Below are 14874 nucleotides of genomic sequence, written 5' to 3'. Positions count from 1 at the left end.
CCCGTCGGCGGTGGTCGGCCGCAGGTCGAACGGGCAACGGGTGCACGGACGTCGGGTGGCGGGGTTCACGGCGCGGTCACCACCGTGAGCAGCGCCTCGGTGCGGCGGGCGAGCTCGGGCCAGGCATCGCCGTCGTGCGCGGCGGTGCGGCACTCGCGGAGGATCTCGGCGAGAGCCTCCAGGCATGCGCTGAGCGTCGGCACGAGGACCTCGATCGCTCGACGGCGCTGGTCCGCGTCGAGCCACTCGTCGGCGTAGACCACCCGCTGGAGGATCACGCTCAGTGCCGCCTCGACGTCGCGCGCCGGCTGGCGAGCGAGCGACTCCAGGTCACGCAGCCCGACGACGGCGACGTCGAGTCGTGCCCCGATCGCGGCGACATCGTGGCGCCCGTGGTCGTCGGTGAGGGTGAGGAGCTCCTCGGTACTGATGACGTGCCCGGCGCTGCGGCCGAGTTGGTCGATCTCCGCGAGGTCCGCGGACACGGTGGCCTGGGCGACGTCGAGTGCGAGGGCGATCTCGCGCTGGGTCATCCCCCGAGCGCGCAGGGCGGCGGCGCGGGTCTGGCGCAGCAGCACGACCGCTCGGTGGGACCGTCGGGCGGGGTAGGCCTTCCCGTCCGTCCCTGTGGAGCGGGCGCCGCGACCGCTGACGGGGCGGGGCGCCGTCGTGCTCTGGACGGCGTTCGGTTCGGTGCCGGCCCGGTGCTCGCCGATGACGCGTGCTGCGGTGCGCTGGCTGGTGCCGGTGAGCGAGGCGACGGCTCGGCTGCTCATACCCTGGCCGGCCAGGGAGGAGATCGCGCGGTCCCGTTCGAGGCGAGGCAGCGCGAGGCGGCAGGAGCTGAACTCGTTCTCGCAGTAGCTCGCCCAGGAGTCGTAGCCGAGGCTGACCCAGGCGCGACAGTTCCACGCGTGCAGCGCGAGCTGCCACGTGGTTTCCAGGCTCTGCTTGATCCGGTCCGTGAGGTGACGGGCGTCGTCGGCCGTCATCACTGCGGCGCCCTGCTCCCCCGCGGGGCCCTGCTCCCCCACGAGATGCTCGCTCACGGCGCGCTCTCGCGCGTGGTCGTCGCGTCGCGTGGGCATCGCCGTCTCCTGCCGTCGGGAACGGCTCGATGCTGCAGACCACCCCTTACCCGTACCCGTTACCCGTTGCCGGGCAACGGGCTCCGAACAACGGGAAACACCGCTCGGGCAACGGGCAACACCCTCGGCGCGCGGGACACGACGGGCCCTGTTCACGCGACGGTGCGTCGTCGGGCGAGGTTGGTGACCGGACGTCCGCCCCGGTCCAGCGCGGTCGGCGGGATCCGCAGCAGGCGACCGAACCGCACGGCGCGCAGCTCGCCGCGGGCGATCATCCGGCGGATGGTGTCGGGCGAGCAGCCGACGACGTCAGCGGCTTGTCGGATCGTGAGGTAGTGCGGGTAGCTGGTGTCCATGCCGACTACACGACGGAGCGCGTCGCGAGTGATCGGCGTCGATCACGTGGACGTCTCCTCGAGCTCGGCCCGGCACGCCCGAGGCGCTGAACCCACGCTGCGTGCTCAGTGGGTCAGTGGGAAGACCCGGACGTCGGCGCGGTGGCCGTTGCTGACGAACTTGGCGTCGCACGTGTACAACGGCGCCTCGAGTGCCTCGGCGAGCGCCAGGTAGGGGGCGTCATAGGTCGTGAACTGGTGCCGCAGTGCCCACACACGCTCAGCGAGCGGCTGGAGCTCGTGACGATGGATCGTGAACGCGAAGTGGTCCTGCCTCGCGTCCTCCGCCACGGCATCATCGAGCTTTCGACCCAGCACCAGCCCACGCAGCACCGAGCACACCTCGACGTCGAGCAGGTGCGGCGCGGCGACCTCACCGGCGAGGCCGGCGAGCAGCTCGGCGTCGACGTCCCGCCCCACGAGCGCCTCGACCATGGCCGAGGCGTCGATCACGATCACCGTCGCTCGGACTCGACCGCGGCGAGGATGTCACTCACGGTCGGCCCGCCCGACCGGTCCCGATCCCTGAGTCTGGCAACGAGCTCGGCATTCGTGGGGCGCGAGGCGATCTTGGCCAGCTCCGCGGCCACGTAGGCCGACAACGACTTGCCCTCCGCCGCGGCACGTCCCTTGAGGGCCTCGGCGACCTCTTCGGGAACGTCGCGGATGTAGAGCGTCGTCATGACGCGACGCTAGCACTCTGCAAGCGCAGTCGACCAAGGTGAGAACGGGCGTCCTGCCGCAACCAGCAGCATCACACCCACGGTGGTGTCGCCCATGGTTCGCGCATCGGCACCATAGAAGACAGTCCTGCCGCCGAACGATGTCGCCTGTGAACACCATCGTGCTGCCGGTCCCGCCGTCTAGCGGCGGGGCGTGATCGGGTGAGCCAGGTGACTCGCCCGATCACGGCCGAACCGTCGACGTCGGACCCGCGCCGCCCTCGTCAGTCGGCCGGCTCCCCGACGGCGCGGGCGAGCCGATCGGTCAGGGCCCGGTCCCGCTCGAGCGTGGCGTGCTGGTAGCGCAGCGCCACGGCGACGTCGGTGTGCCCGCCCCGGTTGAGCAGCTCGGCCAGGGTCGCGCCCTGCTGGGCGTAGGCGGTCAGCCCGGTGTGGCGCAGGTTGTGGAACCGGAACTGCGGGCGGCCGGCCGCCTCGCGCGCGGCGCGCCAGGCGACGTCGAACCGGGTCTGGGAGACCCTGGTGGTGCGGTGGGGCTGGACCGCGAGGACCGGGGCGGCCGGGTCCGGCCCGACGAACGTCGCCAGGTGCTCCTGCAGCTGCGGCAGGAGGAAGGACGGGATCGCGATGGACCGGGCGGAGTGGCACTTGGGTGCGGTCACCTCCCCCGCCTTGACGTTCCACTGCCGGCGGATGTGCAGGACCGCCCGGGTCGGGTCCCCCAGGTGCTCCAGATCCCGGCGCTGCAGCCCGAGGACCTCCCCGAGCCGCATGGCGCACCATGCGGCGAGCGGGACGGCGATGCGCAGGTGCTCGGGCATCGCTTCGGTCATCGCGATGACCTCGGCGGGGCTCGCCACGTCGCCGTCGAGGTCCTCGGGCCGGACCCGGGTGTGCTTGGGCGCGACGGGGAACGTGAACTCGGTGAGGCCGCCGACCTTCCCTCGGACGGCAGCGTTGAGGCAGGAGCGCAGCACCTGAGCGGCGTTGGGCGCCACCCCGTTACCCCGCTGCCCGGCGTAGCGGGACGAGGGCTGCTTCCTGAGGTGGTCCAGGTGCGCGGCGACCATCTCGGTGGTCAGGTCCACGAGCCGGACCTCACCGAGCACGGGCAGCCAGTGGGTGCGCAGCACCGAGCGGTAGCTCACCGCGGTCGCCCGGGAGCGGCGCGGGTCGTTCTCCAGCTGCAGCAGCCAGTCCTGCGCCCACTCGGCCAGGGTGATCGCCTCGGCGCGGCGCGCCTCGACCTCCGCCCGAGCGCTCGCGCGTCGTTCGGCCGGGGAGACGAACGAGCGCGTGACGATGTCGGCCCGAGCGAGGGTGAGCGCGGCGCGCGCGTCGGTCAGCGTCTCGTACACCCCGATCGAGGTCACCACGCCGTCGACGGTGACGCGGACCCGGTACTTGCCCCGGTACATGCTGATCCCCCTCGGGAGGGAGGTGCGGGTGGGCATCGTGGTCTCCGTCCTGCTGGCTCGTGCCCGCCCCTGCCGGCGGGGGTCAGGCGTTGACCCACTCACCACGCGCTCCGTGAACCAGTGGAGGTGAAATCGATCGCCACTTCGGTGGATCTCAACTCCACCGCCCTCCCGCGGAGGCTGTGACAGCCAGGTGACAGTTTTTCGGCCCTCTCGTGCATGTTCCTGCTCCCTCGTGCCAATCGGTACCACCGCGACTTTTCGGCACCAGGGCAACGAAAAGGCCGAGTCCACAGGACTCGGCCAAATCGCTTGTGGAGGCGGCGGGAATCGAACCCGCGTCCGACGGTGTGGAGCCAGGGCTTCTCCGGGTGCAGTCAGCTGCTGTTCTGCTCGGCCCCGGCACTGGCGCTGACAACGTGCCGACGGGCCCAGTTACCTAGAAGTCCCCGCAGCCCCGGTAACGAAGGCTACGAGCAGTGGCTCTCTAGATGACGCTAGTGATCCGGCCGAGAGCGATCCGGGACTAACGGACTTCGGCTACTCGCTCAGGCGGCGAGGGCGAAGTCGGTGCGCTTGGAATCGGCACCTATTGGTTTGCGTGGAGCGTTATCGAGATAACCACGCATCCTCGACCCGCTTCCCCTGGCTGAACGGCCGTCGTCGAAACCGTTCACCCCCGTGTGCAGTTGTCAAACCCACCGGCCGCCCGTGGGCGGCCGACGTACCCGCCGAGGCGAGCCCCACGAGTCTACCTGTGCAGCGCCGTCGTGCCCACCGCTATTCCCGACCCTCGCCCGAGGCGAGCGGGCCAACCGCGCCGAGCTCGGCGTCGACCAGGGGCTTGACCTCGGTGCCGAGCAGCTCGATCGCGGCGAGCTGCTGCGCGTGTGGCACCCCGCCCACGTCCATCTGGAAGATCTGGCGGGTGTGCCCCACGGCCGCCTGCGTGCGGACGATCTTCTCCGCGACCTGCTCCGGGTTGCCGATCGCGTACGCGCCCGCGGGCGCGGCCGTCGCCTCGTACGTGACGCGGTTCGGCAGCGCGAACCCCCGCTCGGTCGCGATGGTGCGCATCGAGGAGTGCCAGTACGGAAAGAAGTCCTCCAGCGCCGCGCGCGCGTCCCGCGCGACGTAGCCCATCCCCGAGAGCGTGACCGACGGTGTCGCCGCCTCGCCCACGACGCCAGCTCGCGGGGAGAACTCGCGCCGGTACAGGTCCGCGAGCGGCGCGAAGTGGGTCGGCCAGCCGCCGATGATCGCGTAGTTCACGGACAGCCCCGCCTGCGCCGCGCGCACCGAGGAGTCCGGGTTGCCACCGGTCGCGATCCCGAGGTTGAGTCGCCGGCCGCGTCCGGGCACGTCGGCGGGCTGCGGCAGGACGAGCGCGTCGAGCAGCGGAGGCCGGAAGCGCCCTTCCCAGGTGAGCCGCTCCCCCACCGCACCGGCGTCGTCGAGCGCGAGGAGCAGGCCGAGCTTCTCCTCGAAGAGCTCGTCGTAGTCGTGCAGGTCCGCCCCGAAGAGCGGGTAGGACTCGATGAACGACCCGCGGCCCGCGAGCAGCTCCGCGCGCCCGCCGGAGAGGGCGTCCATCGTCGCGAACTGCTGGTAGACGCGCACGGGGTCCTCGGTGGACAGCACCGTGACGGCCGAGCCGACATGGATCCGCTCGGTCTGCGCCAGCGCCGCGGCGACGACGGTCGCCGGCGAGGTGATCGCGAACTCCGGGCGGTGGTGCTCGCCGATCCCGACGTAGTCCAGGCCCACCTGCTCGGCGAGGCGCACGCGCTCGAGGACGTTGCGCAGGGTGGTCGCGGCGTCGTCGCCCTGGACGACGTCGCCGAACGTGTAGATCCCGAGCTGCATGAAGCCATTCAAGCGCACGGTGGGGGCGTGCTCAGCCGCGGCCGAACGGCGCTGGAGGCGGCGTGCTCGCCGCGTCCGCACGACGCACCGGCGACGCACCCACGGCGCGACCGCAGCGTGTCCGCACGAGGCGGGCGACGCCGTCGAGCGCGCGAGGTCAGCTCTTCTTCGAGCCGCCGATGAGCAGCGACAGGCCGGCGCCGAGGAGGAAGACGTCCTTCGCGAGTCCGGTGCCGTCCTGGGTGGGGCGCACGCCGTCGACGGTCGCGCCGGGCGTCTTGTGGTACATCCACAGCAGCGCCGACGAGAACGCCGTGAGGCCGAGGCCCGCGAGGCGTGCGGGGATGAACGGGGCAAGCAGCGCGGAGCCGAGCGCCAGCTCGCCCGCGGCGAGCAGCTTGCCGAACTCCTCGGCCTTGATCTGGCCGAGCTGCGGGAAGGCCCGCGCGGCCATGGCCTGCAGGCCGGCGGCGGACTCGGCGTCGAGCTGGGTCTTGCCGATGCCGGAGTTCAGGATGAACGCACCGGTGGTGAGTCGGAGGGGGATGTTGCGCAGGCTGGCCACGGGAGCTCCTCGATCGACGACGGCGAACACTCCACCCTACGTCTCACGCGCCGCCGCGGTGCTCACCCGGGCGGGCGGGCTTGCGCCGCGAGCTCGCGCCGGCGCCGGCAGTGCACGCGAAGTCAGCGCACGCGCACCGACAGGCAGGTCACGCACCCCTCGAGCTTCTCGAACTCGGAGATGTCGACCGTGACGACGTCGAGCCCGTGGTCGCGGAACAGCGCGGCAGTGCGCGGCGCGGCGGCCGACATGAGCACGGTGCCGGGATCGAGGACCACGACGTGGGCACCCGCCTCCTCGGGCACGGCCCAGAAGGTCGGGAAGATCTCGGGGTCGTCGACCACGGGCTCCCAGCCGATCACGGTGCCGTCGGGCAGCGCGGTCACGGCGCTCTTGAGGTGGAGGGCCTTGGTCATCGGGACGCTGACCACCTCGTAGCCGCGCGGCTCGAGCAGGAACCGCAGCTGGCGCACGCCCTCGGGGTTGGTCCGCCCGCCGCGACCCACGTAGACGGTGCGGCCGACGGTGAGGACGTCTCCGCCGTCGAGCGTCGCGGGGGCCTCGATCTCGGCGACCTCGAGGCCGAGGTCGACCACGGCGCGCAGCGCCCCCACCGTCTCAGGCTTGCGGGCGTCGGCGCCCGGCCGCGTCACGACGGCGAACGGCCCGAACAGCACGACGGCGTCCTCCACGAACACGGAGTCGGGCAGGTCGTCGCGCGGCTCGACCTCGATCGTGCGCCAGCCGTGCGCCTCGAGCGCCGCGACGTAGTCGACCCACTGCGCCCGCGCGAGCTCGACGTCGACGTCGGCCTTCTCGATGTGTGTCACCAGGCCGTCGGCGAGCGACGCGGCAGGTCGGCGCACGAGGGCGCGCCGGTGCGGGGGTGCGTCGGCGGCGTCGGCCTCGGCGGCCGCCTGGACGGCGTCGGTCTCGGTGTCGGAGGAGTACGCGGCGGTGCTCACGACGCCGAGCCTAGGGTTCGGCGGGTCCCTCCGGCAGGCGTATGGGACAGCTCAGGCGAGCTCGCGGTTGCGGATGGCGCGGTGCGCCTCCCGCATGTCCTGCTGCTCGCGGAGCGTCTGGCGCTTGTCCCACTCCTTCTTGCCGCGCGCGAGCGCGATCTCGACCTTGGCGTGCGAGCCGAGGAAGTACAGCTCGAGCGGGACGATCGTGTAGCCCTTCTCGCGCGTCTTGGAGTCGAGCTTGAGGATCTCCGTCTTGTGCAGGAGGAGCTTGCGCTTGCGACGCGGCGCGTGGTTGGTCCACGTGCCCTCGGCGTACTCGGCGATGTGCACGCCCTCGAGCCAGGCCTCGCCGCGGTCGATGAGCACGAAGCCGTCGACGAGCGAGGCGCGGCCGGCGCGCAGGCTCTTCACCTCGGTGCCGGTGAGCGCGATGCCCGCCTCCCAGGTGTCGTCGATGTGGTAGTCGTGGCGGGCCTTCTTGTTGCGGGCGACCACGATCTTGACCGGCTGGTCCCCCTTCGCGGCAGCGCGCGCGGCTCGCTCCGCGTTCTTCATCCGGGACATGCCGACCACCCTAACCGCGGGGTGGTCGCGGGCTCACCAGGATTTCGCTCGCGGCCGACCTGCGCCCCCCGTCTGCGAGGTGATCTTGGTCCTTTCGCGAGGTGATCTCGGTCCTTTCGCGAGGTGATCTCGGACGCCGGCGAGGTGCTCCGGACGACGAACATCACCTCGCGAAAGGACGGAAAGTACCTCGCGAACGGGGGGGCGGGGTCAGGCGGGGCGGAGGTCCCCGTCGAGCCCGCTGATGCGGCCGGAGTCGTCGAAGGTGACGGCGATGTCGCCGTCAGGCATCCGGAGCGTCGTGCCGTCCCAGGCGACGCCGCGCAGCGTCGCGTAGCTCGCGACCGCGCGGCGCTGGTCGGCGATGGACGTGGTGGTGAGCGCCTCGCTGAGCACGCGCACCGTCCGAAGCGCGCTGGGCGCCGGCAGCCGCAGCCCGTCCAGCAGCATCCAGACGCGCGTGCCGCCGCCGACCTCACCGCTGTAGGCGAACCAGCGCCCCGACGCGACGCGCGCGGCCAACGACAGGTCGTAGGCGAGCGCCATGCCGGGCCCCTGGCCGTAGTCCTCGTCGCCGAACGGCAGCTCCGCGCTCGTCAGCTCGGGGATGCGGTACTGCTCGCCGAGCGCACGCGTCCGGTTCGCGGAGTCCAGGACGGCGTCGGAGAACCCGGTCGGGTTCGCCCACCCCCACAGCCAGGACTGCGGCCCGGGTGCGGCGCTGCCGAGGAGCTGGACCCCGAACGTCGCCGGCTGCTCGCCGGCGAACGTGAACGTCCCGGCGACCAGGTCGACGTTCCAGCCCTCGTGCTCGCCGTAGGTCTCCAGCAGGTGGGTCTGCGCCTCGTGGGCGAGGAACGCCGCGTCGGCGATGAGGGCGGACAGTCCGGGCGAGCGCATGGGAACTCCTCGGGTCGGGGACGTGCCGGTGAGACTACGCCGATCGACCCCCAGGGCCGTCAGTTCGAGCGGTTCCAGCCGGACAGGCTCTCGGGGTTGATCGGCGTCCCGTTCTTCCACACCTCGATGTGCACGTGGCACCCGGTCACGGCGCCGGTCATGCCGGTGTAGCCGATCACCTGACCCTGCGACACCTGCTGCCCGACGCTCACGGCGAACCGGGACAGATGGTTGTACACCGTGACCCAGGACGCGCCGTCGACGACGCCGTGGTCGATGAGGACCTGGTTGCCGTGCGTGCCGTTGCCGGCCGCGTTGCGCACCCCGACCACGGTGCCGCCCCCGGAGGCGTACTGGGGGTTGCCGCACGCGGACCGGATGTCGGTGCCGTTGTGCATGTACCGGCCGCCGGTGATCGGGTAGATGCGCATGCCGAACGGCGACGTCACGTAGAACGGCGCCGCGACCGGCGGCGTGAGGAACCCGGTCGACGCGGGCGCGGAGCCGGAGCTCGACCCGCCCGAGGACCCGCCGGACGACCCACCGCCGGACGACCCTCCCCCGGACTGCGCCTGCTGCTGGGCCTGCGCCTGCCGCGCTGCCTCGTCCGCCTGCCGCTGCCGCTCGGCCTCCTCGGCCTGGCGCTGCCGCTCGGCAGCCTGCTGGTTGGCGATGCCCTGGATCTGGTTGGCCAGGTCGGCGTCGTCGGCGGCGATCTCGGACTGCTGGGACTCGATCTGCGCCTTGTAGCCCTCGAGCTCGGTGGCTTTGGTCGCGCGCTCGGCGCGCATGTCCTCGAGCTCGTCGCGGCGGTCCTGCGCGGTCTGACGTGCCGCGTCCGCCGTCACCACCGCCGCGTCGGCCTCCACCTTGAGCTCGGCGATCCGGTCGTTCACGGCGTCGAGCCGCGCCTGCTGGTTGCGCTGGCTCGCCGCGTTCGTCTCGAGGTCGTCCAGCACCTGGCCCTGCGTCCGCATCGCCGAGCTCATCGCGGACGCGCGCTCGGTGAACTCCTCGGGCGTGCTCGCGTCAACCACGACGGCGAGCGTCGACAAGCCTTCCGACCCGCGGTAGGTGGAGCGCGCCAGCTCGCCGATGTCGTCCTGGGTCTTCGCGATCTCCTCGTCGGAGGCGGCGAGGTCGGCCGTGAGCGTGTCGGCCTCGCTCTGCGCGACGGCGAGCCGGTCGTTCACCGACTCCTGCTCGCGCTCGGCGGCGGCGAGGTCCTCCTCGGCCTGCGCGAGCTCGGCCTCCGCGATCGGGATCTCGCCGTCGAGCCGCGCGATGTCGAGGTAGACGTTCTGCAGGTCCGCGCTCGTGCCCTCGAGCGCGGAGGACAGCTGCTCCTGCTGCGCCGCGTTGTCCTGGCGCTGCTGCTCGAGCTGCTGGCGCTGGTTCTCCAGGTCGGCGAGCTGGTCGCCGCGCGCCGCGCCGCCGACGGCGAGCATCGCCAGCAGCGTCGCGACCGCCGCCACGCGGCGGCGTACGGTCGCCCGCCGCCGCCGGCGGCGCAGCGCAGCCGCTGCCGCCAACTGCGCACCCGCCGCCTCAGCCGCACCGGCCCCGGCCCCGGCCCCGGCCCCGGCCGCCACTCTCCTCGAACGCTCTCGCACGCTCACCGCTCCTAGACCTTGGTGTACCGGGACAGGCTCACGAGCGAGCTCACGGCGGCGATCCCGATGCCGATCGCCGCGAGCACGGGCGCGATGAGCCACACGTCCGCCGTCGTGATGTAGTCGTTGATGAAGCCGACCTCCGAGGCCAGCCAGTCCTCCACCCCGTACCGCACGGCGGCCCACAGCGCGCCGGTCGCCAGGCCCGCGCCGAGCAGCGCGGCGAGCGCGCCCTCGAGCATGAACGGCAGCTGGATGAAGAAGTTGGACGCGCCCACCAGGCGCATGATCTCGGTCTCCCGGCGTCTGCTCATGGCCGAGAGCCGGATCGTGGTGGTGATGAGCAGCACGGCCGTCACCGTCATCACCACGGCGAGCCCCGCCGACAGCACGGTCGCCCGGTTCATCACCATGAAGATCGGCTCGAGGATCTTGCGCTGGTCCTGGACGTACTCCACCCCGGTGCGACCGGACACCTCATCACTCACGATGTCGATCTGGGTGGGGTCGGTGAGCTTGACGCGGAAGGAGACCTGCAGCTGGTCGACGTCGAGGCGCTGGAACCAGTCCTGGTCGGCGAACTGCTCCTTCATCGCGTCGTAGGCCTCCTGCTTGGTCTCGAAGAAGACCTCCTGGACGTACGGCTCCATCGACGGGGACTCCAGCAGCGCGCGGATCGCGTCGATCTGCTCCTGGGTCGCCTCGCCGCCCGCGCACGTGTCCACGGTGGGCCGGCCGTTCGGGCACATGAAGATCGACAGCTCGACGCGGTCGTACCACTCGCCCTTCATCTTGCCGATCTGCATCTGCAGCAGCGCCGCGGAGCCGACGAACGTGAGCGACACGAACGTCACGAGCACCACCGACACGGCCATCGAGAGGTTGCGCCTCAGGCCCTGGCCGATCTCGCCCAGGACGAACCGCAGCCGGCTCACGAGGCGGCCTCCGCCGTCGGGCCGTGCTCGCCGTCGCCGTCGGACCCGGCGCGCACGCGGTCGGGGTCCTCGCCCTCGGCGATGTGCACCTTCTCGTAGGCACCCGAGGCCTCGTCGCGCACGACCTCGCCGTCCACGAGCTGCACCACGCGCTTGCGCATCTGGTTGACGATGACCTCGTCGTGCGTGGCCATCACCACGGTGGTCCCGGTGCGGTTGATGCGCTCCAGAAGCGTCATGATTCCGGCGGACGTGGTCGGGTCGAGGTTGCCGGTGGGCTCGTCCGCGAGCAGGATCGCCGGCCGGTTGACGATGGCGCGCGCGATCGCGACGCGCTGCTGCTCACCGCCGGACAGCTCGTGCGGCATCCGCCGCTCCTTGCCCGCGAGCTTGACGAGCTCGAGCACCTCGGGCACGTCGCGCGCGATCGCGTGCTGCGGCTTGCCGATCACCTGCTGCGCGAACGCGACGTTGTCGAACACCGTCTTGTTGGGCAGCAGGCGGAAGTCCTGGAACACCACGCCGATCTGCCGGCGCAGCGAGGGCACCTTCCACTGCGAGAGCGCGGTGATCTCGCGGCCGGCCACGTACACCCGGCCGGACGTCGCGGACTCCTCGCGCAGCACGAGGCGCAGGAAGGTCGACTTGCCGGAGCCGGAGGCGCCGACGAGGAAGAGGAACTCGCCGCGCTCCACCTCGAGGGACACGCGGTCCAGCGCCGGCCGGGCGCCTCGGGTGTACACCTTCGAGACTCGGTCGAGGCGGATCATGCGTCACTCACGATCGGTCACTCACTCACGTACTCGCTCACTCACCAGGGGTCGGGGTCGCTGGGGTGCGTGGCCCGTGCGCGCCTGGGGGCGGCGCGGCGGGCAGTCCTGGCCTTCGCCACCATAGGCACGCTCACCTGCCCGTCAGGGGCGCGCCACGCCGTCAGGTACCGGTCTCACAGGTCGGGACGCACGACGGCGAGCCGACCTCGCGAGGGCACGCTCGCCGTCGCGCACGGTCGCGCACGCACGAGGTCCGCACCCCCGCGGACGGGGGTGCGGACCTCACGACTCGGGCGGGATAGCGCTCAGCGCGAGTCGCTGTGCCCCACGGCGGAGATCGCGGCGCGGCCCGCCTCGAGCCGCGCGACCGGGACCCGGAACGGCGAGCAGGAGACGTAGTCGAGGCCGACGGAGTGGAAGAAGTGGATCGACTCCGGGTCGCCGCCGTGCTCACCGCACACGCCGATCGGCAGGTCCGGCTTCACGGCGCGCGCGTCGGTCACCGCGATGTCGACGAGCCGCCCGACCCCGCGCAGGTCCAGCGACTCGAACGGCGAGACCGTGAGGACACCGTTGGCGGTGTACTGCGCGAAGAACGCGCCCTCGACGTCGTCGCGGGAGAAGCCCCACGTGGTCTGCGTGAGGTCGTTGGTGCCGAAGGAGAAGAAGTCCGCCGCCTCGGCGATCCGCTCCGCGGTGAGGGCGGCGCGGGGCAGCTCGATCATCACGCCGACCGGGATCTCGCAGGCCGCGCCGCGCTCGGCGGAGACCTCGGCCATGATCGCGGTGGCGACGTCGCGCACGAGGTGCAGCTCCATCACGGACGCCACGAGCGGCACCATGATCTCCGGCCGCGGATCCTTGCCCTTCGCCCGCAGGTCCGCCCACGCCTCGCAGACCGCGCGGATCTGCAGCCCGAACAGGCCCGGCACCACGAGCCCGAGGCGCACGCCGCGCAGGCCGAGCATCGGGTTGGCCTCGTGCATGCGCCGCACCGCGGCGAGCACCTCGAGGTCGTGGGAGTGCTCGGGGCTGCTCTCCCCGCGCTCCTCCGCGAGCGCCACCCGCACCGACAGCTCGGTGAGGTCGGGCAGGAACTCGTGCAGCGGCGGGTCGATGAGCCGGATGGTGGACGTGAGGCCGTCCATCTCCTGCAACAGCTCGGTGAAGTCCTGGCGCTGCAGCGGCAGGAGCTCGGCCAGGGCGGCGTCGCGCTCGGCGTCGTCGCGGGCGAGGATGATCCGCTCCACCAGCACGCGGCGCTCGCCGAGGAACATGTGCTCGGTGCGCGCCAGGCCGATGCCCTCGGCGCCGAGCGCGCGGGCGCGGTGGGCGTCCTCGCCGGTGTCGGCGTTGGCCTTGACCCGCAGGCGGCGCGCCTCGTCGGCGTGCCGGAGCAGGCGGTCGACGGCGAGCACCAGCGCCTGCAGCGACTCCGCGGCGTCCCCCTCGCCGGCGTCGGCGAGCGCCGCGTCGACGCCGTCGGTGAGGTAGGTCGTCACGGGCGAGGGGACCACCGGGACCGCGCCGAGGAAGACCTCGCCGGTCGCGCCGTCGATCGCGACGACGTCGCCCTCGACGACCTCGACCACGCCCGACGCGGTGTCGACCGTCATCCGCCGGGCCGCCGGGTCGACGTCGAGCGCCTCGGCGCCGACGACGCAGGTCAGGCCCATGCCGCGGGCCACCACGGCCGCGTGCGAGGTCTTCCCGCCGCGCGCCGTGAGCACGCCGACGGCCGCGATCATGCCCTGCAGGTCGTCGGGGTTGGTCTCGCGGCGCACGAGGATGACGTCCTCGCCGCGCTCGGCCCAGTCGTGCGCGGTCTGGGAGTCGAACACGCAGCGTCCGACGGCGGCACCCGGCGACGCGGCCATCGCGCGCGTGAGCAGGGTCGCCTTGGCCGCGGCCTTGCGGTCGAACTGGGGGAACATGAGCTGGCTGAGCTGGTCGCCCGAGACGCGCATGAGCGCCTCGTCCAGGGTGATGAGGTGCTCGGCCTCGAGCTCGGCGGCGATCCGGAACGCGGCGGGCGCCGTGCGCTTGCCGACGCGCGTCTGGAGCATCCAGAGCTTGCCCTCCTCGACCGTGAACTCGACGTCGCACAGGTCGCGGTAGTGCATCTCCAGGCGCCGCATCACGCCGCGCAGCTCGTTGTAGACGTCGGGGTCGACCTCCTCCAGCGCCGCGAGAGGCAGCGTGTTGCGGATGCCCGCGACGACGTCCTCGCCCTGGGCGTTGCGCAGGTAGTCCCCGTAGTCGCCGGGCTGGCCGGTCGCAGGGTCGCGGGTGAACGCCACACCCGTGCCCGAGCGGTCGCCGAGGTTGCCGAACACCATGGTGCAGACGTTGACGGCGGTGCCGATGTCGTGCGGGATGCGCTCGCGCCGACGGTAGAGGCGTGCGCGCTCGGTGTTCCACGACTCCAGCACGGCAACGATCGCGAGGTCGAGCTGCTCGCGCGGGTGCTGCGGGAAGTCGCGCCCGGTCTGCTCGCGGACGATCTCCTTGAACCGCACGGTGAGCGCACGCAACGCGTCGGCGTCGAGGTCGGTGTCCGACGCCGCGCCAGCGGCGGCCTTGGCCGCGTCCAGCTCCTCGGCGAAGACGTCGCCCTCGATCCCGAGGACGGTCTTGCCGAACATCTGCACGAGGCGGCGGTAGGAGTCCCACGCGAAGCGCTCGTCGCCCGCCTGCTCGGCCAACCCCTGCACCGAGGCGTCGTTGAGGCCGATGTTGAGGACGGTCTCCATCATCCCCGGCATCGAGAACTTCGCCCCTGAGCGCACCGAGACGAGCAGCGGCTCGTGGAAGTCCCCGAGCCGCCGGTTCATGGTGTCCTCGAGGCGACGGATCGCCTGGGTCACCTCCACGCGCAGGTCGGTGGGCACCTTGCCGGTGCGCAGGTAGTACCGACACGCGTCGGTGGTGATCGTGAAGCCCGGCGGCACGGGCAGCCCCAGTCTCGTCATCTCGGCGAGATTCGCGCCCTTCCCGCCGAGAAGGTCCTTCTGGGCCATGGACCCGTCCGCGAAGTCCTGCACGTACGTCGACACGAGCGACCTCCCTGTCACCGACCGACCCGCACCGGAGCGGAGCGCGCCGG

General features: G+C 72.1%; 14 protein-coding genes and 1 other RNA gene. All 15 read right to left on the bottom strand.

From position 1 onward, the window contains the following. Positions 1-65: 65 nt before the first annotated feature. The 15 genes from AC3AQ1_RS13835 to ppdK all read right to left on the bottom strand — a co-directional run bounded on the left by AC3AQ1_RS13835 (position 66) and on the right by ppdK (position 14824). On the bottom strand, positions 66-1088 hold the full coding sequence (locus AC3AQ1_RS13835) for a hypothetical protein (RefSeq protein ID WP_108719466.1): 1023 nt from the start codon (positions 1086-1088) through the stop codon (positions 66-68). A 152-nt stretch (positions 1089-1240) separates the two neighbouring features. After that, entirely contained in the window at positions 1241-1444 is a 204-nt protein-coding gene (locus AC3AQ1_RS13830) for an excisionase family DNA-binding protein (RefSeq protein ID WP_108719465.1), read from the bottom strand. Positions 1445-1549: 105 nt separating this feature from the next. Continuing rightward, positions 1550-1942, bottom strand: coding sequence for a type II toxin-antitoxin system VapC family toxin (locus tag AC3AQ1_RS13825; RefSeq protein WP_108719464.1), 393 nt, complete (start codon positions 1940-1942; stop codon positions 1550-1552). Continuing rightward, complete coding sequence (locus AC3AQ1_RS13820; protein WP_108719463.1) at positions 1939-2166, bottom strand: FitA-like ribbon-helix-helix domain-containing protein; 228 nt, start codon at positions 2164-2166, stop codon at positions 1939-1941. The genes AC3AQ1_RS13825 and AC3AQ1_RS13820 overlap by 4 nt, the downstream gene beginning before the upstream one ends. Positions 2167-2429: 263 nt before the next feature. Beyond that, complete coding sequence (locus AC3AQ1_RS13815) at positions 2430-3620, bottom strand: tyrosine-type recombinase/integrase (RefSeq protein ID WP_108719462.1); 1191 nt, start codon at positions 3618-3620, stop codon at positions 2430-2432. A 276-nt stretch (positions 3621-3896) separates the two neighbouring features. Next, positions 3897-4265: a transfer-messenger RNA gene (ssrA, locus tag AC3AQ1_RS13810) on the bottom strand. 99 nt (positions 4266-4364) lie between these two features. Further along, positions 4365-5450 carry an LLM class flavin-dependent oxidoreductase gene (locus AC3AQ1_RS13805; protein ID WP_108719461.1) on the bottom strand — a complete coding sequence of 362 codons (1086 nt, stop codon included), beginning with the start codon at positions 5448-5450 and terminating at the stop codon, positions 4365-4367. Positions 5451-5607: 157 nt separating this feature from the next. Then, positions 5608-6015, bottom strand: a complete 408-nt coding sequence (locus AC3AQ1_RS13800) for a DoxX family membrane protein (protein ID WP_108719460.1) — start codon at positions 6013-6015, stop codon at positions 5608-5610. A gap of 122 nt (positions 6016-6137) precedes the next feature. Further along, on the bottom strand, positions 6138-6980 hold the full coding sequence (gene ddaH / locus AC3AQ1_RS13795) for a dimethylargininase (protein ID WP_108719459.1): 843 nt from the start codon (positions 6978-6980) through the stop codon (positions 6138-6140). 51 nt (positions 6981-7031) lie between these two features. Beyond that, complete coding sequence (gene smpB, locus AC3AQ1_RS13790) at positions 7032-7547, bottom strand: SsrA-binding protein SmpB (protein ID WP_108719458.1); 516 nt, start codon at positions 7545-7547, stop codon at positions 7032-7034. A gap of 210 nt (positions 7548-7757) precedes the next feature. After that, complete coding sequence (locus AC3AQ1_RS13785; protein WP_108719457.1) at positions 7758-8447, bottom strand: DUF6882 domain-containing protein; 690 nt, start codon at positions 8445-8447, stop codon at positions 7758-7760. Between the two features lie 59 nt (positions 8448-8506). Further along, a complete protein-coding gene (locus tag AC3AQ1_RS13780; protein ID WP_108719456.1) occupies positions 8507-9922 on the bottom strand; it encodes a M23 family metallopeptidase in 1416 nt (471 codons plus the stop codon). Positions 9923-10071: 149 nt separating this feature from the next. After that, positions 10072-10935 carry a permease-like cell division protein FtsX gene (gene ftsX / locus AC3AQ1_RS13775; protein WP_108720236.1) on the bottom strand — a complete coding sequence of 288 codons (864 nt, stop codon included), beginning with the start codon at positions 10933-10935 and terminating at the stop codon, positions 10072-10074. A 56-nt stretch (positions 10936-10991) separates the two neighbouring features. Continuing rightward, positions 10992-11765, bottom strand: coding sequence for a cell division ATP-binding protein FtsE (gene ftsE, locus AC3AQ1_RS13770; protein WP_108719455.1), 774 nt, complete (start codon positions 11763-11765; stop codon positions 10992-10994). Between the two features lie 308 nt (positions 11766-12073). Further along, the gene (gene ppdK, locus AC3AQ1_RS13765) at positions 12074-14824 is read right to left on the bottom strand and encodes a pyruvate, phosphate dikinase (protein WP_108719454.1); all 2751 of its coding nucleotides are present in this window, start codon (positions 14822-14824) and stop codon (positions 12074-12076) included. Positions 14825-14874: the final 50 nt, after the last annotated feature.

The sequence above is a fragment of the Miniimonas sp. S16 genome, assembly GCF_057748195.1.
Note: the sequence above shows the minus strand (reverse complement) of the source record. Positions and strands in the feature narration are given on the sequence as shown.

Bases quoted from the DNA above. Each gene is read 5' to 3' on its own strand.
- AC3AQ1_RS13835 (WP_108719466.1), bottom strand. From the start codon at position 1,088: ATGCCCACGCGACGCGACGACCACGCGCGAGAGCGCGCCGTGAGCGAG.
- AC3AQ1_RS13830 (WP_108719465.1), bottom strand. From the start codon at position 1,444: ATGGACACCAGCTACCCGCACTACCTCACGATCCGACAAGCCGCTGAC.
- AC3AQ1_RS13820 (WP_108719463.1), bottom strand. From the start codon at position 2,166: ATGACGACGCTCTACATCCGCGACGTTCCCGAAGAGGTCGCCGAGGCC.
- AC3AQ1_RS13815 (WP_108719462.1), bottom strand. From the start codon at position 3,620: ATGCCCACCCGCACCTCCCTCCCGAGGGGGATCAGCATGTACCGGGGC.
- AC3AQ1_RS13805 (WP_108719461.1), bottom strand. From the start codon at position 5,450: ATGCAGCTCGGGATCTACACGTTCGGCGACGTCGTCCAGGGCGACGAC.
- smpB (WP_108719458.1), bottom strand. From the start codon at position 7,547: ATGTCCCGGATGAAGAACGCGGAGCGAGCCGCGCGCGCTGCCGCGAAG.
- AC3AQ1_RS13785 (WP_108719457.1), bottom strand. From the start codon at position 8,447: ATGCGCTCGCCCGGACTGTCCGCCCTCATCGCCGACGCGGCGTTCCTC.
- ftsX (WP_108720236.1), bottom strand. From the start codon at position 10,935: ATGGCCGTGTCGGTGGTGCTCGTGACGTTCGTGTCGCTCACGTTCGTC.
- ftsE (WP_108719455.1), bottom strand. From the start codon at position 11,765: ATGATCCGCCTCGACCGAGTCTCGAAGGTGTACACCCGAGGCGCCCGG.